This window comes from Devosia riboflavina (assembly GCF_000743575.1).
Taxonomy (GTDB): Bacteria; Pseudomonadota; Alphaproteobacteria; order Rhizobiales; family Devosiaceae; genus Devosia; species Devosia riboflavina.
In genome coordinates this window covers 33,195-52,313 of sequence record NZ_JQGC01000022.1, presented here as the reverse complement: position 1 = coordinate 52,313, position 19,119 = coordinate 33,195, and the positions used below count along the sequence as shown (strand labels likewise).

At 61.6% G+C, this 19,119-nt stretch carries 17 protein-coding genes; 9 read left to right on the top strand and 8 right to left on the bottom strand.

What is annotated here, in order from left to right; all coding sequences use genetic code 11:
• Window positions 1-25 precede the first annotated feature (25 nt).
• The 5 genes from JP75_RS19270 to JP75_RS19250 all read left to right on the top strand — a co-directional run bounded on the left by JP75_RS19270 (window position 26) and on the right by JP75_RS19250 (window position 4,905).
• On the top strand, window positions 26-1,258 hold the full coding sequence (locus JP75_RS19270) for an acyl-CoA dehydrogenase family protein (RefSeq protein WP_035086173.1): 1,233 nt from the start codon (window positions 26-28) through the stop codon (window positions 1,256-1,258).
• Window positions 1,258-2,103, top strand: a complete 846-nt coding sequence (locus JP75_RS19265) for an NAD(P)H-binding protein (RefSeq protein ID WP_035086105.1) — start codon at window positions 1,258-1,260, stop codon at window positions 2,101-2,103. The genes JP75_RS19270 and JP75_RS19265 overlap by 1 nt, the downstream gene beginning before the upstream one ends.
• Window positions 2,104-2,347: 244 nt before the next feature.
• Window positions 2,348-3,424, top strand: coding sequence for a methionine ABC transporter ATP-binding protein (locus JP75_RS19260; RefSeq protein ID WP_280114003.1), 1,077 nt, complete (start codon window positions 2,348-2,350; stop codon window positions 3,422-3,424).
• A complete protein-coding gene (locus tag JP75_RS19255; protein ID WP_035086102.1) occupies window positions 3,417-4,091 on the top strand; it encodes a methionine ABC transporter permease in 675 nt (224 codons plus the stop codon). Before JP75_RS19260 ends, JP75_RS19255 begins: the two co-directional genes overlap by 8 nt.
• Window positions 4,092-4,119: 28 nt before the next feature.
• Window positions 4,120-4,905 (top strand): MetQ/NlpA family ABC transporter substrate-binding protein, encoded by a 786-nt coding sequence (locus JP75_RS19250; RefSeq protein ID WP_035086100.1) that lies wholly within the window; start codon window positions 4,120-4,122, stop codon window positions 4,903-4,905.
• 272 nt (window positions 4,906-5,177) lie between these two features.
• On the opposite strand, the gene JP75_RS19245 is transcribed toward JP75_RS19250, so the two are convergent.
• From JP75_RS19245 to JP75_RS19205, 8 genes are all read right to left on the bottom strand, one after another.
• The gene (locus JP75_RS19245; RefSeq protein WP_035086098.1) at window positions 5,178-6,083 is read right to left on the bottom strand and encodes an ABC transporter ATP-binding protein; all 906 of its coding nucleotides are present in this window, start codon (window positions 6,081-6,083) and stop codon (window positions 5,178-5,180) included.
• Window positions 6,080-6,898 carry an ABC transporter ATP-binding protein gene (locus JP75_RS19240; RefSeq protein ID WP_035086096.1) on the bottom strand — a complete coding sequence of 273 codons (819 nt, stop codon included), beginning with the start codon at window positions 6,896-6,898 and terminating at the stop codon, window positions 6,080-6,082. Before JP75_RS19240 ends, JP75_RS19245 begins: the two co-directional genes overlap by 4 nt.
• The gene (locus tag JP75_RS19235; RefSeq protein WP_035086094.1) at window positions 6,895-7,782 is read right to left on the bottom strand and encodes an ABC transporter permease; all 888 of its coding nucleotides are present in this window, start codon (window positions 7,780-7,782) and stop codon (window positions 6,895-6,897) included. The genes JP75_RS19240 and JP75_RS19235 overlap by 4 nt, the downstream gene beginning before the upstream one ends.
• Window positions 7,783-7,785: 3 nt before the next feature.
• Window positions 7,786-8,763 (bottom strand): ABC transporter permease, encoded by a 978-nt coding sequence (locus JP75_RS19230; RefSeq protein WP_035086092.1) that lies wholly within the window; start codon window positions 8,761-8,763, stop codon window positions 7,786-7,788.
• A 226-nt stretch (window positions 8,764-8,989) separates the two neighbouring features.
• Window positions 8,990-10,645, bottom strand: a complete 1,656-nt coding sequence (locus tag JP75_RS19220) for an ABC transporter substrate-binding protein (protein ID WP_201772960.1) — start codon at window positions 10,643-10,645, stop codon at window positions 8,990-8,992.
• Window positions 10,646-10,679: 34 nt separating this feature from the next.
• Window positions 10,680-11,702, bottom strand: coding sequence for a glycoside hydrolase family 3 N-terminal domain-containing protein (locus JP75_RS19215; RefSeq protein WP_035086087.1), 1,023 nt, complete (start codon window positions 11,700-11,702; stop codon window positions 10,680-10,682).
• A gap of 2 nt (window positions 11,703-11,704) precedes the next feature.
• On the bottom strand, window positions 11,705-12,190 hold the full coding sequence (locus JP75_RS19210; protein ID WP_035086086.1) for a GNAT family N-acetyltransferase: 486 nt from the start codon (window positions 12,188-12,190) through the stop codon (window positions 11,705-11,707).
• Between the two features lie 380 nt (window positions 12,191-12,570).
• Window positions 12,571-12,954 (bottom strand): GreA/GreB family elongation factor, encoded by a 384-nt coding sequence (locus JP75_RS19205; RefSeq protein WP_035086084.1) that lies wholly within the window; start codon window positions 12,952-12,954, stop codon window positions 12,571-12,573.
• A 183-nt stretch (window positions 12,955-13,137) separates the two neighbouring features.
• Here JP75_RS19205 and JP75_RS19200 point away from each other — a divergent pair, with 183 nt between their 5' ends.
• From JP75_RS19200 to kdpC, 4 genes are all read left to right on the top strand, one after another.
• Window positions 13,138-14,403, top strand: coding sequence for a Glu/Leu/Phe/Val family dehydrogenase (locus JP75_RS19200; RefSeq protein ID WP_035086082.1), 1,266 nt, complete (start codon window positions 13,138-13,140; stop codon window positions 14,401-14,403).
• Window positions 14,404-14,737: 334 nt separating this feature from the next.
• Window positions 14,738-16,447, top strand: a complete 1,710-nt coding sequence (kdpA, locus tag JP75_RS19195; protein ID WP_035086081.1) for a potassium-transporting ATPase subunit KdpA — start codon at window positions 14,738-14,740, stop codon at window positions 16,445-16,447.
• A 20-nt stretch (window positions 16,448-16,467) separates the two neighbouring features.
• Entirely contained in the window at window positions 16,468-18,522 is a 2,055-nt protein-coding gene (gene kdpB, locus JP75_RS19190; RefSeq protein WP_201772957.1) for a potassium-transporting ATPase subunit KdpB, read from the top strand.
• Window positions 18,523-18,534: 12 nt separating this feature from the next.
• Entirely contained in the window at window positions 18,535-19,116 is a 582-nt protein-coding gene (gene kdpC, locus JP75_RS19185; protein WP_035086077.1) for a potassium-transporting ATPase subunit KdpC, read from the top strand.
• The last annotated feature ends 3 nt before the right edge of the window (window positions 19,117-19,119 follow it).

Here is a 19,119-nt window from a genome sequence, read left to right as displayed (position 1 = left end):
ATTGTTTTTGCAGAAGGGCCTGCCGATGACCGCTGCCGTTCAGAAACTTTCGCCGACCCAAAGCGGCCCCAGCCGGGACGAATTGCTTGGGCGAATTCCCGGCCTCGTCGCCGAAATCGCCAAGGGTGCGGCGGAGCGGGACCTGAACCGCGAACTGCCGTTCGAGGCGTTTCGCCTGTTTCGGGAATCCGGGCTTGGCGCTTTGCGGGTGCCGGTGGAATTGGGTGGGCCGGGTGGTTCGGTGCCGGATTACATCGAGCTGATTGCAGCTTTGGGATCGGCAGATTCCAATGTGGCTCATGCACTTAGGTCGCATTTCAACTATGTCGAGAACCTGGTGCTCAGCGGTGCCGACCAGCGCGATGTAGGGGCTATCGAGCGGGTGCTGGAGGGGAAGCTGTTTGGTGGGGCGCATACCGAGCAGGGCACAGCGCGGCCGGGTGAGGTGACGACGAAAATCGTAAAGGTCGGAAGCACTTGGCGGCTTAATGGGCGAAAGTGGTATGCGACCGGAACGGCCTATGCCGACTATGCTTCGTTCAGTGCGGTCAATGAGGCCGGTGAGACGGTTGGCGTGCTGCTGCCGGTCGATCGGGAGGGGATAAACATCCTCGACGATTGGGACGGCATGGGGCAGAAGCTGACCGCGAGCGGCGGCGTAGTGCTTGATAATGTTGAGGTTTTTGAGCACGAATTTGCGCGCCGGAGCCTCGAAAATCAGGTCGGTCGGCACTGCTCGACATTGCGACAATTGCATCTGGCGGCGAGTGCGGCGGGGGCGGTGCGGAACGTTTTGAGCGACGGGATCGACTATGTGCGCAAGCAGGCGCGGTCGGCGGCGCATAGCCCGGCGGCGACGGCGCGGGAAGATCATTTCGTTCAACAGGTTATCGGCGAAATCGCAGCAAATTCGCTGGCGATTGATGCGCTCATCGCCGAGGGCGCGCGAGCGCTGCAACATACCGCGGATACGTTCGCATCTGGTGACGCTGACGCTATCGAAACGTCCCTTATTGCTAGCACACTGGTAACGGCGAAAGCGCAATTGGTGATTGGTCAGTTGGGACCGCGTACGGCCGAACGCATGTTTGAGCTTGGCGGCGGTTCGGCGACTTCGCGAAAGTACAATTTCGACCGCCACTGGCGAAACATCCGGACGGTGCTCAACCACAATCCGCTGCTGCACAAGTCGCGCATTGTCGGTGACTACATTCTCAATGGCACCACCACTCATCTCAAAGAGGGGAAGGTGTTCTGATGGCAGCTTCCGAACTGTTTCTGATCACCGGGGCAACCGGCAAGCTGGGACGCGTGCTGACGCCCAAGCTGATCGCTGGCGGACATCGGGTTCGTGTGCTGACACGGCGGCCGGAAACCGCGCGGGAGCTTTATGGCGACAAGGTTCAAATAGCCGAGGGCGATTTCTCCGTACCTGCTTCGCTGCCGGCGGTGCTGGAGGGGGTGAGCAGGGTGCTGCTGCTCTCGCCGATCAGCGAGCGGTTGGCTGAGGACCAGATTGCTTTGGTCGATGCGGCCAAGGCAGCAGGCGTGACGTGGATTGTGAAAATTTCTGGGTCGGACTGGACGGTCGGGACGTCGTTCTCTGGCGACGCGCATAAGAGGGTGGAAGATCATCTGGCGCAGTCGGGGCTCGACTATGTGGCGGTGCGGCCTAATGCCTGGTTGCAGGTGTCGCTCGCGGCGGTGGCGGGGCAGATCAAACGGGGCGAGGCCATAGCGGCGCGGCATGGGGCCAGGGTTGGCTATGTCGATATCAGGGATATTGCTGATGTGGCGATCAGCCAGCTTCTGGCGCCGAAGGTGGCCGCAGGTCCGCTGGTGATCACGGGGCCGGATTCGCTGTCCATTCCCGATATTGCGGGTCTTGCGACGCGGATCACGGGGAAGCCGGTAGGCGTGTCTTCGGCGGTGGCGGGGTTGCCGCCAGGTGTTGAAGGTTTTGAAGCGCAGGTGGTGAAGCAGTTTTTTGTGGTGATTGCACAGGGTGGTGCGGCTGGGCTGACCGATACGGTGGAGCGCGTGCTGGGGCGGAAGCCGCGGAGCGTGGAGGCGTATTTGGCGGAGGAGTTGGGAGTGGGCTGATAGGGGTGGTGCGCGCCGATACCCCCACCCTTAATCCCTCCCCTTTGTGGGGAGGGATTAAGGGTGGGGGTGTCTACAAGCAGATGTTGGGGCTCCCGCACTCCGCCCACGAAAAACCAGATTTTGCGCTCAAGCCGGAACCGGTGGACGAAAAACCCGGAATTCGTCCATTGTTTGGAAGTGTCTCCCTCGACTTTTTTGGTGTAAATGCCGACTAATTCCGTCGTCATTTAGCGGACTGAAATTGACCGAACACATCTCCAGCGGCGCGGCTTCTGATGAGGCCATTATCCAACTGCGCGGGGTCGAAAAGACCTTTGCGGCACGCGGTGCCAATGCGCCCGTTACTGCACTTCACGAAATCAATCTCGATGTGCCGAGGGGCGCCATTCTTGGCGTTATCGGCCGTTCGGGGGCGGGAAAATCGACACTGATCCGGCTGGTGAATGGGCTGGAACTGCCCAGTTCCGGCTCGGTTCGGGTCGATGGCGTCGAGATTTCGGCGCTGGAAGAACGCGCGCTGCGTCAGGAACGTCGCTCTATCGGCATGATTTTCCAGCATTTTAACCTTCTGGCGCGGCGCACGGCCTTTGGCAATGTGGCGCTGCCGCTGGAAATCGCAGGCGTGTCCAAGGCGGAAATCCGCAAGCGCGTCTTGCCGCTGCTCGATCTCGTCGGCTTGTCGGACAAGGTCGATCGCTATCCCGCTGAACTTTCGGGCGGGCAGAAGCAGCGCGTTGGCATTGCCCGCGCGCTGGCGACCAATCCAAAGGTGCTGCTGTCGGACGAGGCGACCTCGGCGCTCGATCCGGAAACCACCGAACAGATTCTGGCGCTGCTCAAGCAGGTCAATGCGGAGCTTGATGTGACCGTGCTGCTGATCACCCACGAAATGTCGGTGATCAAGGGCGTGGCCGATCGGGTTGCCGTCATCGATGAGGGGCGGATCGTTGAAGAGGGCGCGACCTATGACGTCTTCACCGGGCCGCAGCATGCGACGACGCGGAATTTCGTTTCCAGCATTACGGGCACACGACTGCCCGAGCATCTGGCGACGCGCCTCAGCGCTACGCCATCGGCTGGCAAGGAAGCGCTGGTGCAGCTTGTGTTCAAGGGGGAGGGCGCGGCGCAACCGTGGCTTTCCGTGCTGACGCGAAAACTCGATGTCGATCTCGGCATTGTGCAGGCCAAGGTGGACCACATCTCCGGCCGGCCCTTCGGCACGCTGGTGGTGAGCCTGCCTGACGTGGCCAAATTGCCCGCCCTTTTGGAGACCTCCAAGGAACTGGGTCTCGAAACGGAGGTGCTCGGCTATGCCTGAGGTTTTCTCGCCCCAAATCCTGAAACTGCTCGTCGATTCCTTCGTGCAGACACTCTACATGGTCGGTATTGCCGGGGTCATCGGCACGCTGATCGGCCTGCCGCTCGGCGTGTTCCTGGCGACCAGCCAGCGCGGTGAACTGTTTGCGGCGCCGGCCGTGAACGCCGTGCTTGGGCTCATCGTCAATGCGGCGCGCTCGACGCCGTTCATCATTCTCGTCGTCGCAATCATTCCGCTGACGCGGTTGATCGCAGGCACCTCTATCGGCACCAGCGCGGCCATCGTGCCGCTGACCATTGCGGCGGCGCCCTTCATTGCCCGTGTGATCGAGGCGGCCATTCGTGGCGTCGATCAGGGGCTGATCGAAGCGGCGCGATCGATGGGCGCGAGCCCCTTGCAGATCGTGCAGAAGGTGCTGCTGCCCGAGGCGCTGCCGGCGATCACGCTGGCGCTTACGCTGACCGTTGTGAGCCTCATCGGCTATTCGGCCATGGTGGGTGCCGTTGGCGGCGGCGGTCTCGGCGATCTCGGTATTCGTTTCGGTTATCAGCGCTTCATGCCCGACGTGATGTTGGCCGTGGTGCTGGTGCTGATCGTTCTCGTCCAGGGCGTGCAGAGCCTTGGCGATTCCCTTGCGCGGCGCTTCGACAAGCGCTCGCGCCATTAACTCCCCTCCCTCGAAAGGATTTTTACCCATGTCGTTCAAGACCCTTGTTGCCGGTGTGGCCCTTGGCCTCTCGCTGATCGCGGCGCCGGCCTATGCCGAAACCATCAAGATCGGCGCCACGCCCGGCCCGCACGCCCAGATTCTGGAAGCCGTGAAGCCGATCCTCGCCGCGCAGGGCATCGATCTCGAAATCCTCGAATTCTCGGACTATGTCATTCCGAACGAAGCGCTTGCTTCGGGCGAACTCAACGCCAACTCGTTCCAGCACCAGCCCTATCTCGACAATCAGGTTAAGGATCGTGGCTATGCCATCGAGTCCGTGGCGACGACCGTGAACTTCCCTATCGGTATTTACTCGGACAAGTACGAGAACATTGCCGACCTGCCCGATGGCGCCAAGATCGGTATTCCGAACGACCCGACCAATGGCGGCCGCGTGCTGCTGCTGCTCGAAGACAACGGCCTGCTTGATCTGAAGGACGGCGTTGGCACCGCGGCGAGCGTGGCTGATATCGTCGGCAATCCCAAGAATTTTGAGATTCTCGAAGTCGACGCTGCCCAGCTGCCGCGCGTGCTGCCGGATGTGGATGCTGCGGGGATCAACACCAACTATGCCGAACAGGCTGGCCTCGATCCGGTCAACGACCCCATCCTGCGCGAAAGCCCGAAGGGTCCGTATGTGAACGTGATTGCCGTTCGCACAGAAGACAAGGACCAGCCGTGGGTGAAGGCGCTGGTTGATGCGTACCACTCGGATGAAATCCGCACGTTTGTTGAAACGACGTTTAACGGCGCTGTGCTGGCGAGCTGGTAAGCATCCGTCGTCGTCATTGCCGGGCTTGTCCCGGCAATCCATCTCGCCTCCGCATGGACCACCGGGACAAGCCCGGTGGTGACGATGGAGGGGATAGCAATGGATCCCCGCGAGAGCGGGGATTTTCGTTTGGGTGGCCTGAGAAACTGCGCTTGCCGACCCCACCCTTGATCTCTCCCCACAAGGGGGAGGGAGACGAAGGAGCCGTGACGGTTGAGGCTTGCGCCTCCCTCCCCCTTGTGGGGAGGGAATGAGGGTGGGGTTTTCTGGCTCTATTCCGGCATTGGCCGGATGAAATGGTTTTTTGTGACTTCCCGCGTTTCGGGCTGCGGCAGGGCCGATTGGCGGCGGATGAACTCAATGCGGTTGAGTTCTTCGGAGAAGCGCGTGTCCGAGAAGCGGCGATCGGGGTCGGGGACCGCCGAAAGAAGAAGCCGCGTATAGGGGTGCTGGGGATTGGTCAGCACGCTTTCGGTGTCTCCCCATTCGACGATCTGGCCGGCATACATGACCATGATGTCCTCGGCGACATAGCGCGCCGTGGCGATGTCGTGGGTGATGTAGAGGAGTGCCAGGCCCAGTTGGGCCTTCATGTCATTGAGCAGATTGAGAACGCCAAGACGGACGGAAACGTCGAGCATCGAAGTGGGCTCGTCGGCGACGATGACCTGCGGATTAACCGCGAGGGCGCGGGCGATGCTGATGCGCTGGCGCTGGCCGCCTGAAAGCTCATGCGGATACTTTGGCATCAGCAATGCCGGGTCGAGTTTGACGCGGGTGAGCAGTTCCTCGATGGCGGCAGTGCGCTCTTTGCTGTTCAGCTTGGGCTGATGGAGGCGCAGGGGCCGCTCGAGGTGATAGCGGATGGTGTGGGTGGGATTGAGGGCCGCGAAGGGGTCCTGGAACACCATCTGCACCGAGGCGCGATAGGCTTTCAATGCCTTGGCGTTCGCCTTGCCGAGCGGAGTGCCGCGGAAGAGGAGCTGGCCTTCGTCGGGCGTGTATTCGCGCATGATGAGGCGGGCGGCGGTGGTCTTGCCGGAGCCGGATTCGCCGACCAGCGCCAAAGTGCGGCCGGCGTGGAGGCCGAACGAAACGGAGCGGGCGGCATAGACGGGGTTGTCGGCGCGGCCAAAGGTTTTGCTGACATTGTCGAGGGCGAGGATGGCGTCGCTCATGACTGGGCTCCCTCGCGGATCTGTTCACCGTGAAGTTTTGGCATCGAGGCCCAGAGGCGCTTTGTGTAGGCGTGCTGGGGCGTGCGGTAGATGGTCTGGGCGTCGTTGACTTCCACTAGCTCGCCTTCGAGCATGATGCCGATGCGGTCGCTGACTTGCACCATGAGGCCGAGGTCATGGGTGATGAAGAGCACGGAGAAGCCGAGTTCTTTGCGCAAGACGTCGATGCGCTGCAGGATTTCGCGCTGCACCACCACGTCGAGGGCGGTGGTGGGCTCATCCATGATGAGCAGCTTTGGATTGAGCGCGAGGCATATGGCGATAACGATGCGCTGGCGCATGCCGCCCGAGCACTGGTGCGGATAGGACGAGAGGCGGTCGGGCGAGATATCGACGAGTTTCAGGAGTTCGGCGGCACGGGTACGGGCCTCGGCGCGGCTGATGCGGGTGTGGGCCTTGAGGACATCGTAGAACTGTGTCTCGATGGTGAGCACCGGATTGAGCGAGTTCATGGCGCTCTGGAACACCATGGCGACTTCGCGCCAGCGGAAGCGGCGGAGTTCGTCGTCGGTGAGCGAGAGCACGTCGCGGCCGCCGACGAGAATCTGGCTGCCCTTACGGATCAGGGCAGGGGGACGGTGGAGACGGCTGACGGCGAAGGCGATGGTCGACTTGCCGCAACCGGACTCGCCGGCGAGGCCGAAGAATTCACCGGGGGCGATGTCGAAACTGACATCCTTGACGGCATGGAAGTCTTTTTCGGCGCCGATATAGTCGATGTTGAGATTGCGGATCGAGAGGACGGGATCGGTCATAGCTTGCCCTCTCCGATACGGACCATGCGGGTCCAGCGATTGAGCATGCCGCCGGTGCGAAGACGCGGGTTGGCGATTTCGTCGATGGCGAAGTTGATGAGTGCAAGGCCAAGGCCGAGAACGGCGAGGGCAAAGCAAGGGGCGAGGAGGTCCCACCAGGCGCCGACCGAGAGGGCCGAGGCGTTCTGAGCATTGTAGAGCATGATGCCCCAGGAGACGGTGTTGGGATCGCCGAGGCCGAGGAATTCCAAAGTGGCTTCGGTGATCACGGCGAAGATGACGCTGCCGATGAAATTGATGCCGACGATGGAAATCAGGTTCGGGAAAATCTCGAAGGCCATGATGCGCCAGCTTGGTTCTCCCAGCATTTCAGCGGACTTCACATAGTCGCGCTGGCGAATGGAGAGGGTTTCCGACCGGGTGACGCGCACGCCCCAGGCCCAGGAGGTGAGGCCGAGGATCACCGCGATCACCAAGGGGCTTGCCTGGCCGATAAAGGCGGCGAGGACGAGGAGCAGGGGCAGGTTGGGAACGACCAGAACCATATTGGTGAAGAAGTTGATGACCTCGTCGACGACGCCGCCCTTGTAGCCGGCAATGATGCCAAGGACGGTGCCGATGAGCGTGATGGCAAGGCCGGCACCGAAACCTACGGCGAGCGAGACGCGGGCGCCGTAGACGAGACGGGCGAAAACGTCGTGGCCGAGACGGGTCGTGCCCAGCCAATGTTCCCATGACGGAGCTTGGTGTGGACGGCCGACGCGCTTGACCGGGCTATATTCGGTGAGGAAGGGCGCGAAGATGGCGACGAGGATGACGATGAGAAGGATGGTGATGCCCACCATGGCCTTCTTGTTGCTGAGCAGTTGGCGGAAAAGCGTCATGGCTCAGGCCTTCTTCAAACGGGGGTCGAGCAGCACATAGCTGAGATCGACGACGAAATTGGCGATGAGCATGGCGGCGGTCATGATCAGGAGTTGGCCCTGGATGACCGGATAATCGCGGGCGATGATGGCCTGGTAGAGCGTGTTGCCGAGACCGGGATAGTTGAACACCACTTCGGTGACGAGCGAACCGCCGAGCACGGTGCCGAGCGCGATGGCAAGGCTCGAGACGGTCGGCAGCAGCGCGTTGCGGGCAGCGTACCAGAGCATGACGCGGCTGTCGGCAACGCCCTTGGCGCGGCCCATGACGATGTAGTCTTCGCCGAGGAGGTTGATCATGTTGTTGCGCATGGTGACGGCGAAGCCGCCGGTGAGCACGATGACCATGGTCAGCATGGGCAGGGTACCGTGATGCAGCACGCTCGAAATGTAGGTCCAGTTGAAACCCGGATCGAGCAGCGGATCGGCGGCATAGCCATTGGGGAACCAGCCAAGCTGATAGCCGAAGACGAAGAGCATGATCAGCGAGACGACGACGGCCGGGACGGAGCTGGAAAAGATCGCGGTGAGGGAGACGATGGAGTCGAAGATCGTGCCGCGGCGCCACGCGGCCATGACGCCGAGGAAGGTGCCGAGGCAGAAGCTCAGGAGCGTCGCGATGCCGACGAGACCGAGGGTCCAGACGAGGGCACGGCCGAGGAGCTCGGTGACGGGAAGCGGAAAATACTTGATCGAGCGGCCGAGATCGCCGGTGAAGACGCTCTGCAGGTAGCGTAGATATTGCTCGCCCAGCGGCGCGTCGATGAAGCCGAAGGTCAGTTTTAGGGCGTTGAGATTTTCGAGTGAGAGTTCCGAGCCGGCGCTGGCGAACATGATCTGGATGGGATCACCCGGCATCAGACGCGGCAGGAAGAAATTGACCGTGGCAGCGGCAAGGAAGGCCGCGAGGTAGAAGGCGAGACGCCGGAGCAGGAAGGTCATGGGTGCAAGGTTTCTCCCTGTGGCGGGTAGGTGCGCAGGGCGTCGCCCTACTCTCAATTGTCATCCCGGCGCAGGCCGGGATCCATCTTGAGATCTCAGGATGGGCCCCGGCCTTCGCCGGGGTGACATCCAGTGGTGGTGTGGCCGGCGTCATTCCCGCTTTCGCGGGAATGACGCCGTGCGGGATGGCGGGAGCGCAAGGGTACGCTCCCGCCGAAGGGCACGATTACTGAGCGACCGGATCGAGATCGAGGAGCTGCAGCAGGCGGGCCGGGTTGGCGTTGGAAACAACGGGCGAGTACTTGGGGTTCTCGGCGTCGGCCCAGCCGGTGAAGCGGCTGGTATTGTATTCGTAGAAGGACGGGCTGTTGTAGACCGGGATGATCGGCATGGCTTCGGCCACGATCAGTTGGACCTGGTCCATGAGCGACTTCTGCTCTGCCGGGTCCTTGGACTGGGTGTACTGGTCAAGGAGAGTCATCACCTCGGCATTTTCCCAATGCGGCGCGGTGAAGCGGCTCTTGCCGAAATCGCCCGGGTTGAACGAGCGGATATACGGGAAGTAGGGGTTAGCCGCCGATGCCAGCGCGTTGAGCGTCATGGAATAGGTGCCGTCGATCAGGTTCTGGGTCCAGACCGCAGCTTCCGGGGTCGACATTTTTACGTTGAGGCCGGCTTCGGTCAGGCTTTCGATGGAAATCTGGACGGCATCGATCCAGTCGGTCCAGCCATTGGGAACCATGATGTCGATGGCGATCGGGGTGCCATCGGGATTGTCACGGAAACCATCGCCATCGGCATCGACATAGCCATTCTCGTCGAGCAGGGCCACAGCCGCATCGAGGTCGAACTTGCCGTATCGGCCGAACTGGGTTTCCACTTCGGGATTGGCGAAGGCCTTGTAGAGTTCGCCAAGGCTTGCCGGGTCTTCATTGACCAGCGGATAGCCATAGCCGGCGATGTCGACAATGGTCTGGCGGTCAATGAGCATGGAGAGCGCGCGGCGGAAGTTCACATCGGTGAACGCCTTGCGATTATTCTCGTCGGGCGTGATCTGGCTGACCTGGAACGAGACCAAGCTCGATGGGGTGAACCAGTACTTGTGGTGCTCGGGGTCCTTGGCGACGAAGGTGTTGTCGATGTCCGGAATGAAGCTCGTGGCCCAATCGAGCGTGCCATCGGCGAGGGCGGCGAGAACCTGCGGATTGTCGGCGAGCTGCGGCATGCGCAGGCAATCGACCTTGAGGTTTTCAGCATCCCAATAGTTCGGGTTGCGGCACTGTTCGTAGACCTGCGGAGTGAAGCGCGTGATCTCGGTCATCGGGCCGGAGCCGACCGGGTTTTCGTTGGCGAAGGTCACCGGGTCGGCGATGTCGGCCCAGATGTGCTCGGGCACGATCGGCATGCCGACAATGGTATTGGCGATCAGCGAATTGGGCTCGTTGAGGGTAAACTTGACCGTGCGGTCATCGACCTTTTCGACCGAAGCGAGCTGGGCCGAAACCGAGATGAAGTCGAGCGCCGGGAATTTCTTGATGTAGTCATAGGTGAAGACCACGTCGTCGGCCGTGAGCGCTTCGCCATCGGACCATTTCAGGCCATCGCGCAGCACGAAGGTGATCGACTTGAGATCGTCGGCCAGCTCATAGCTTTCGGCAAGGCGGAAATTGGGTTCGTTGCCCTTGAGACGGTTGAAGACGACCAGCGGCTCGTACATGAAATCGAGCGTGGTATAGCGCGCCGAGGTCTGCCCGAACGGGTTGAAATTGCGCACGAAGGTCGTGGTCTGCTCCGAGCTCAAGGTGAGCACGTTCTGGGCGCTGGCGGGCACCGCCATGGCCAGGGTCGCAACCGAAACGGCTGCGATCAGCGTAGTTTTCAGCATTATACGTCTCTCCTTTGAATACGGCCCTGCCTCAGGCAAGTCCGTTTTCCCTGAAAATGTCTTCCACCTCGGCATGGAGCGCCCTCACGTCCACACGAGATTTGCCGAGCCGCGACTGGGCCCGGTCGATACGCGCGAGGCTTCCGGCGCTGAGCGGTCCCGCCGCCTTCGCTGCCGCTTCGCTGGCAGCAAGATCGCCCTGGCTGTGGAGGGCAATGTCATAGCCAGCATCGAGCGCAGCGCGCACGCGTTCCGGCCAGGTTCCCTTGAGTGCCTCCATGGTGAGGCAATCGGTTATAAGAACGCCGTCGTAGCCGATGTCGCGACGGATGAGATCGCAGACGGCGGCGGAGACCGAGGCGGGGTGATCCTTGTCGATCTGGGTAAAGACCAGATGTGCCACCATGGCCCAGGGTGAATCCTTGAGGGCGATGAAGGGGCGGAAATCGGTCTCTCTGAGATCGTCGACCTCTGCATCGACCACCGGGCAATCGAAATGCGGATCGACGGTGACGCGGCCATAGCCGGGAATGTGCTTCATGATCGGCATGGAGCCGACTTCGAGCATGGCATCGATGACGACGCGGCCCATTTCGATGACGAGATCGGGATCATCGCCGAAGGCGCGCTGGCCGATGACGTCGTGCGTGCCTTTGCGGGCGAGATCGACGACGGGCGTCGTGCCGCTGCCGAGGCCGAGTTCGGACATCATCGAGCCCATGGCGAGGGTCGAGAGGCGCATGGCGCGTTTGCCGGTTTCGAGATCTTTCCGGGCGAGGGCGCCGAACTGGCCGAGGCTGCGGAACAGCGGCCAATTGCCATTGTCGAGGCGCTGCACGCGGCCGCCTTCCTGGTCGATATAGACCGGGGCGTCGTCGCGGCCGACCGCTTCCTTGAACTGGTGGACGAGGCGCTTGATCTGCTCGGGATTGTCGAGATTGCGTCGGAAAAGGAAGAGGCCGAAGGGATTGGTCTCGCGGAAGAAGGCGATCTCGTCAGCCGAGAGCTCATATCCCGGCATGCCGACGAAAAGGGCGAGAGGCGTGGTGGTCATGTCTAGTTCGCTTCCGGCTTCTTGATGCGCAAAAGGCCCTGGTAGATGTCTTCCTTGTCCGACGGGATGGGCATGGCGCCGGCCGCCTTGACGTAGAAATCGACGGGGCCGGCGGAGCCGATGACGGCATAGGCATAGCCATGGGCCTTCATGGCGGCGAGGGTGTGATAGAAGAGCGCTAGGCCGATATTCTTGCCGCGCTGGTCTTCGGAAACGCCGGTGGGGCCGAAAAAGCCGCGCGCCGTCGCGTCATAGCAGGCAAAGCCGACAAGCTGGCCGTCGATGGTGGCGATGAGGCAGCCGGGCGGTTGATGCGCCATGGCGGCGCTGACTTCGCTGACCCAATACTCGGAAAAATGGGTGCGGACCCAATCCCTAATGATGTGCTGCTCGGGCGGCAGGGCGACGCGAATGGTCGCCTCGACGCCCTCGACGCGGGCGCGGAGCTCTTCGAGCTTGCGGCTATAGAGATTGACGAGCAGGTCCATGTCTTGTGTGCCGCTCCCTATCGGCAGATTGAACGATCTGGAAAGCGATTGGCTCCGGCCCTCCGCGATGGAGTGCCCCCACACACCGTTTCGTATCGTTGCGAGGGGATGCTAGGAGCGAATATTCCAAGTGTCAACGAGATGAGGAATATTCTATTCCGCAAATTTTCACGCTGTGGATGGAGCAGTGTGTCCGAGGCCAATTAGCCGTGCTGTGGCGCATATTTAGGCATTTTGGCGCGGCAAAATTCTGCCGGCCATGCTTTTCGGAGCAACCCTGAGGGTGGCACGTGATCGGACGGCCAGAGTAAAGCGCTCGGACAATTTGGTAATATTATATTCGGTCGACGATGATTATCGGAATGCAATATTCCAGATGCCTACCAGCCGTAATCGAGCACTGTGAGTGTGCGGATGCGGCCATCGTCGAGCCACTCGATGGAAGAGTTCTTGCGCATGCCGATGAGCGCTGCGCCGACCGGGCCGAGGATCGGTACATTGCCGCGTTCGCCAAACGCGCGGTTGGGATAGGTGAGGCGACCGAGGCGGACCTGGCCTTCATCATCGAGCCGGAACATGACGCGATGGCCCATGGAAACGCCGGCAGGATCCCAGGGATCGCACACCTCTGCCCGTTTCAATTCGCGCTCCAGATAGGCCGAGACATAGGGCATCGACTCGAACGAACGCTCGGCCAGCACCATGACGCGGTTGTAATCGTCTGAATTGATGAGGATTTCGGGCAGGGGAAGCGAAGGGAACACGGCGGGTTGAACCGATAAAGCGAGGTCTGAGGATATTCCGGCGCTCAAATTGCCCAGTCAATAGGCGGAGCGAATATATTCTCGCCAACAAGAGTCAGGATTGTTGACCTAAGCCTTCTGATATGGAAGTTGTATGCCGCATTTTTATGCACTGTGCACATTTCATGATCGCAAGGAGACATGATGTCCGACGACACCCTGCTAGATCGCGCCCTTATCCGTCTCGAAGAGGCCGCCAACCACCTCAAGATCGACCAGGATGTCATCGAGAAACTCAAATATCCGCGCGAAACGACGAAAACCCGGCTGCTGATCCGCATGGACGACGGTTCGCGCAAATCCTTCCTCGCCTGGCGCTGCCGCTATGATGATACGCGCGGCCCGACCAAGGGCGGCATCCGCTTCCACCCCGACTCGACCGTCGAGGAAGTCGAAACGCTGGCGTTCTGGATGACCTTCAAGTGCGCGGTGATGAACCTGCCCTATGGCGGCGGCAAGGGCGCGGTGCGGGTCGACCCGCATCAGCTTTCCAAGTCCGAACTGGAACGCCTGTCGCGCGCCTATGTGCAGGCCTTTGCCAATATCATCGGCCCCGACCGCGATATCCCGGCGCCCGACGTCTACACCAATGCCATGATCATGGGCTGGATGTCGGACGAATATAACCAGATCACCGGCGAAGTTCGTCCGGCTGTCATCACCGGCAAGCCGATTGCGCTCGGTGGTTCACTCGGCCGCAATGACGCGACGGCGCGCGGTGGCTTCTATCTCGTGCGGCATCTGGCGACCGAACTCGGCCTCGACAAGGACCACACGGTGGCCATCCAGGGCTTTGGCAATGCCGGGCAGTATTATGCGCGTCTCACGGCTGCCGATGGCAATTCGGTCGTCGCTGTGTCGGACTCGACCGGGGCGATCCATCGTCCGGGTGGGCTCGACGTTGAAAAGCTGATTGCGGGCAAGGAAGCCGGCCGTCGCGTGGCCGACATGGCCGCCGAACTCGGCGCGCATGTGATTTCGCCCGATGATCTCCTGGCGGTGGAGGCCGATCTCTTTGTGCCGGCGGCGCTGGAAGATATGATCACCAAGGACAATGCCGGTTCGATCAAGGCCAAGGTTGTGCTTGAGCTGGCCAACGGTCCGGTGACCCCGGATGCGGACAAGATCCTCAACGACAAGGGCGTGATCGTCCTCCCCGATATTCTGGCCAATGCCGGCGGCGTCACGGTGTCCTATTTCGAGTGGGTGCAGAACCGTCAGGGCTATTATTGGGACCTCGAAGAGATCCACGCGCGGCTCCTCAAGATCGTCGAGCGCGAAGGCCGGGCGATCTGGGACATTGCGCAGTCTCGCAAGGTTTCGGTGCGGTCGGCGGCCTATATCCATGCACTTGGCCGTCTCGCCAATGCCATCGAGGCACACGGCACGCAGCCGTTCTTCGCCGGCTAGTTCGGTCTGAAAGACCAAGGTTTTGGGGCGTCGCTGAGGGATCAGCGGCGCCTTTCTTTATGGCCGCTTTATGCGGCTTTATGCATTCCGTATGGAAACTTTACGCCTGAAGGTATGAATGTGCGGGCCTCTCTCATGGAGGCTCGACATGTTCGATATCTTCTTTCTGGCGCTGGGCGTGGGCTTCTTTGTGCTCACTTTCGCCCTCGCAAAACTCCTGGCCCGGGTCTAGCGCCATGCTGATCTGGCTCTGGGGGCTCGGCGCCCTCGCTATCGCCGTCTACATGGTCATCGCCCTGTTCCGGCCTGACAAACTCTAGCGGAAACTTTTCAAATGAACTGGCAAGGATGGGCGGAAATCGCCCTGACCCTTGGTCTCGCCCTCGCTTTGGGCTGGCCCTTGGGCATCTTCATGTCGCGCGTCTGGAACAAGGAAAGCACCTGGCTCGACCCGGTGCTGAAGCCCATTGAACGCGGCTTCTATGCGCTCGCCGGCATCGACCCCAACAAGTCGCAGGGCTGGCTGGGCTATGGCGCCTCGCTGATCGCCTTCAACCTTTTTGGCTTTGTGCTGCTTTACGCCATGCTGCGCCTGCAGGGCATTCTGCCCTTCAATCCGCAGGGTTTTGCCGGCGTCTCGCCGGACCTGGCGTTCAATACCGCGGTCAGCTTCGTCACCAATACCAATTGGCAAAGCTATGGTGGCGAAACCACCATGAGCCACTTTACCCAGATGGTTGGGTTGACGACGCAGAACTTTGTGTCGGCGGCAACGGGCGCGGCGATTGCTGCTGCCCTGGCACGGGCCTTTGCCGGCAATCGCGAAAGCGGGATTGGCAACTTCTGGGCCGATCTCGTGCGCACGACACTCTATGTGCTGCTGCCGCTCTCGATTGTGCTTGCCGTAGCCCTGATCGGCATGGGCGTGGTGCAGAACTTTGCGGCATCTGTGTCGGTGACGACGCTCGATGGCGCGAGCCAGACGATTTCGGTGGCGCCGACGGCGAGTCAGCTTGCCATCAAGCAGCTCGGCATCAATGGCGGCGGTATCTTCAACGTCAACTCGGCGCATCCGTTTGAAAATCCGAGCCCGCTGACCAATCTGATCACGGCTATCGCGATCAATACGCTGGGTTGGGCCGCTTTCTTCGCCTTTGGCCGCTCGGCCTTTGCGCGCAAGGAAATCCGCGCCCTCGTCACGGCCGGCATTCTGATCCTCGGCGCGGGCGCGGGGGTGATCTATGTCGCAGAAGCACAACCGGCTCCGGCTCTCGTTGCCGCGGGGATCGAAAACCCGATCAACATGGAAGGCAAAGAGACCCGGTTTGGTCTCGCCAGCACGGCTGCCTGGGCTGCCCAGACGACGGGCGCGTCTAATGGCTCGGTCAATGGCATGCACGACAGCCTCATGCCCTTGGGCGGTGGCATGTCCATGCTGCTGATGATGCTGGGTGAAATCCTGCCCGGCGGCATCGGTTCGGGCATTGCCATCATGGTGGTTATGGCCGTGCTCTCGGTCTTCGTGGCGGGCCTTATGGTTGGGCGCACGCCGGAATATCTTGGCAAGAAGATCGAAGCGCGGGAAATCCAGTTTGCCATGGTGGCATTGTTGGTCGTGCCGCTCTCGACGCTGGGCTTTTCGGCGCTGACCGTGGTCTGGCCGGATGGGCTTGCAAGCCTCTTCAATCCGGGCGCGCATGGCCTCAGTGAACTGCTCTATGCCTTCACTTCGGCCACGGCCAATAACGGTTCGGCCTTTGGCGGCATCTCGGCCAATGTGCCGTGGTGGAACACCACGCTTGGCCTCGCCATGCTCCTCGGTCGCTTCATTCCGATCGTGGCTGTGCTCGCCATCGCCGGCAGCATGGTCGCCAAGCCCAAGCTGGCCCCGAGCACTGGCACCCTGCCGACGACGGGCGCGCTGTTCATTGGCCTGCTTGTCGGCGTCATCATCATTCTGGGCGCGCTGCAATATTTCCCGGCGCTCGCCCTCGGCCCGATCGTCGAGCACTTCCAGGTGCTCGAAGCGGTCGCGGCAAACTGAGGTCTCCTCACATGTCTACAATGGAATTCAATACTGAAGGCAAGGGAGGAGCCCGGCTTGCCGGTGGCCTCAATGCCGCAACGCTGGCCCGCGCCCTGGCCGATGCATTCGTAAAACTCGACCCGAGAAAGCTGTTCGGCAATCCGGTTATTCTCGCAACAGAACTCGTCGCGGTTCTCGCGACGGTCTCGGCTGCGATTGCCATCGGCAGCGGCACCAATGGGGGCTTTGCCGTCGCCATTGCCCTCTGGCTTTGGGCCACCGTGCTCTTTGCCAATTTTGCCGAAAGCATTGCAGAGGGTCGCGGCAAGGCTGCCGCCGACTCTCTCCGGGCAACGCGCACCACGACCAAGGCCAAGCTGATCGTCGATGAAAAGCAGGAACTGATCGTGCCGACGCCGGCCCATGAACTTGGGCTTGGCCAGATCATTCTGGTCGAGGCCGGCGATGTCATTCCGGTCGATGGCGAGATCATCGAGGGCGTGGCTTCGGTCAACGAAGCGGCAATTACGGGTGAAAGCGCCCCGGTCATTCGTGAATCGGGTGGCGACCGTTCGGCCGTCACCGGCGGCACGACCGTGGTGTCGGACTGGATCAAGGTGCGCGTCACATCGCGCCCCGGCTCGACCTTCCTTGATCGCATGATCGCCATGGTGGAAGGCGCTGATCGGCGCAAGACGCCCAACGAGATTGCGCTGGCTGTGCTGCTGGCGGGCCTGACGCTGATCTTTCTGATCGCCGTCGTCACGCTGCTGGCCTTTGCCGCCTATTCGGGTATTGCGCTCGATCCGGTTGTGCTTGGTGCACTGTTCGTTTGTCTGATCCCGACCACCATTGGCGGCCTGCTCTCGGCTGTTGGCATTGCCGGCATGGATCGTCTGCTCAAGGTGAATGTGCTGGCAACCTCGGGTCGTGCCGTGGAAGCGGCGGGCGACGTCGATACGCTGCTGCTCGACAAGACCGGCACCATCACTTTCGGCAATCGCATGGCGACCGAAGTCATTCCGGCTCCGGGGATCAGGGAAGACCTGGCTTTCCGCGCGGCGGTCATGACCTCGCTCGGCGACGAAACGCCAGAGGGCCGTTCGATCATCGAACTGGCGCGCAACAAGGGCATCAGCCTTGAGGTTCCAGCCGACAGCACGATCATTCCCTTCACGGCATCGACCCGGCTTTCCGGCATCGATACGGAGGGAAAAGCGTGGCGCAAGGGTGCGGTCGACGCGATCCTGAAGCTGACTGGCAAGACGGATGCCGATGCGCCGGCACAGTTCCGCCAAGCAGTGGATCGCATTGCCCGCAGCGGTGGCACGCCCCTGGCCATTGCCGAGGGGAAGACGCTGATCGGCGTCATCCATCTCAAGGACGTGGTGAAACCCGGCGTTGCCCCGCGTTTTGCCGACCTTCGGAAGATGGGTCTCCGCACCGTGATGATCACGGGCGATAATCCGGTGACGGCGGCGGCAATCGCTGCCGAGGCGGGCGTCGATGACTTCCTCGCCGAAGCGACGCCCGAGGACAAGCTGCGCCTGATCCGCGAGGAGCAGGGCAAGGGGCGTCTGGTCGCCATGTGTGGCGACGGCGCCAATGACGCGCCGGCTCTGGCTCAGGCCGATGTTGGCGTGGCCATGCAGACGGGCGCCCAGGCGGCACGCGAAGCGGGCAATATGGTCGATCTCGACAGTGACCCGACCAAGGTCATCGAGATCGTCGAAGTGGGCAAGCAGATGCTCATCACCCGCGGTGCGCTGACAACCTTCTCCATTGCCAACGACGTCGCAAAGTATTTCGCGATCATCCCGGCCTTGTTCGTGGTCGTGCTGCCGCAGTTGCAGGCGCTCAACGTCATGGGGCTGACGAGTCCCGAAAGCGCAATTCTCTCGGCGGTGATCTTCAACGCCCTGATCATTGTCGCGCTCATTCCCCTCGCTCTGCGCGGCGTTAAATATCGCGCAGTTGGAGCCGGTGCGCTGCTGTCGCGCAACCTCCTGATCTACGGTCTTGGTGGCCTCATCGCCCCCTTTATCGGCATCAAGATCATCGACGTTGCCATCACCGCACTCGGTCTCGCATAAGGAGCAAAGAAAATGCTGAACCAGGCAAGACCAGCCATTGTTTCCATGCTGTTGTTCTCCGTCCTTCTCGGCGGTGCCTATCCGGCCGTGGTGACAGCGGCCGGCGGGGTGCTGTTCCCGGCGCAGGCCGAGGGTTCGTTCGTGAAGGATGCGGCGGGCGAGGTTGTGGGCTCCCGGCTTATCGGCCAGGTGACGACTGGGCCCGGCTATCTCTGGCCGCGCCCCTCCGCTGCGGGCGATGGCTACAATGCGGCCGGTTCGTCGGGCTCAAATCTCGGACCGCTCAATCCGGTGCTGTTCGAGCGCGTGGCGGCGGATGCCGCGGCCGTTCGGACCTATGCACCGGAGGGGGCAATTCCGCCCGATGCCGTCACCACTTCCGGCTCGGGGCTAGATCCCGAGATATCGCCGGAGTTCGCGGCGCTGCAGGTGGATCGCATTGCTGCGGCGCGGGGTATAGAACCCTCCCTGGTAGGGGCTGTTGTTGCCGCCAATACCGAGGCGCCGCTGCTGGGTTTTATCGGCCAGGAGCGCGTCAATGTGCTGATGACCAATCTGGCGCTCGACAGCGCCTATCCGATCAAAACCGAGTAGCCC

Excerpts from the sequence above, each read along its gene's own strand:
- JP75_RS19245 (WP_035086098.1), bottom strand. The coding sequence starts at position 6,083 with ATGAGCGACGCCATCCTCGCCCTCGACAATGTCAGCAAAACCTTTGGC.
- kdpC (WP_035086077.1), top strand. The coding sequence starts at position 18,535 with ATGCTGAACCAGGCAAGACCAGCCATTGTTTCCATGCTGTTGTTCTCC.
- JP75_RS19215 (WP_035086087.1), bottom strand. The coding sequence starts at position 11,702 with ATGACCACCACGCCTCTCGCCCTTTTCGTCGGCATGCCGGGATATGAG.
- kdpB (WP_201772957.1), top strand. The coding sequence starts at position 16,468 with ATGGAATTCAATACTGAAGGCAAGGGAGGAGCCCGGCTTGCCGGTGGC.
- JP75_RS19235 (WP_035086094.1), bottom strand. The coding sequence starts at position 7,782 with ATGACGCTTTTCCGCCAACTGCTCAGCAACAAGAAGGCCATGGTGGGC.
- JP75_RS19230 (WP_035086092.1), bottom strand. The coding sequence starts at position 8,763 with ATGACCTTCCTGCTCCGGCGTCTCGCCTTCTACCTCGCGGCCTTCCTT.
- JP75_RS19255 (WP_035086102.1), top strand. The coding sequence starts at position 3,417 with ATGCCTGAGGTTTTCTCGCCCCAAATCCTGAAACTGCTCGTCGATTCC.
- JP75_RS19265 (WP_035086105.1), top strand. The coding sequence starts at position 1,258 with ATGGCAGCTTCCGAACTGTTTCTGATCACCGGGGCAACCGGCAAGCTG.
- JP75_RS19240 (WP_035086096.1), bottom strand. The coding sequence starts at position 6,898 with ATGACCGATCCCGTCCTCTCGATCCGCAATCTCAACATCGACTATATC.
- JP75_RS19210 (WP_035086086.1), bottom strand. The coding sequence starts at position 12,190 with ATGGACCTGCTCGTCAATCTCTATAGCCGCAAGCTCGAAGAGCTCCGC.
- JP75_RS19270 (WP_035086173.1), top strand. The coding sequence starts at position 26 with ATGACCGCTGCCGTTCAGAAACTTTCGCCGACCCAAAGCGGCCCCAGC.
- JP75_RS19250 (WP_035086100.1), top strand. The coding sequence starts at position 4,120 with ATGTCGTTCAAGACCCTTGTTGCCGGTGTGGCCCTTGGCCTCTCGCTG.
- JP75_RS19200 (WP_035086082.1), top strand. The coding sequence starts at position 13,138 with ATGTCCGACGACACCCTGCTAGATCGCGCCCTTATCCGTCTCGAAGAG.
- kdpA (WP_035086081.1), top strand. The coding sequence starts at position 14,738 with ATGAACTGGCAAGGATGGGCGGAAATCGCCCTGACCCTTGGTCTCGCC.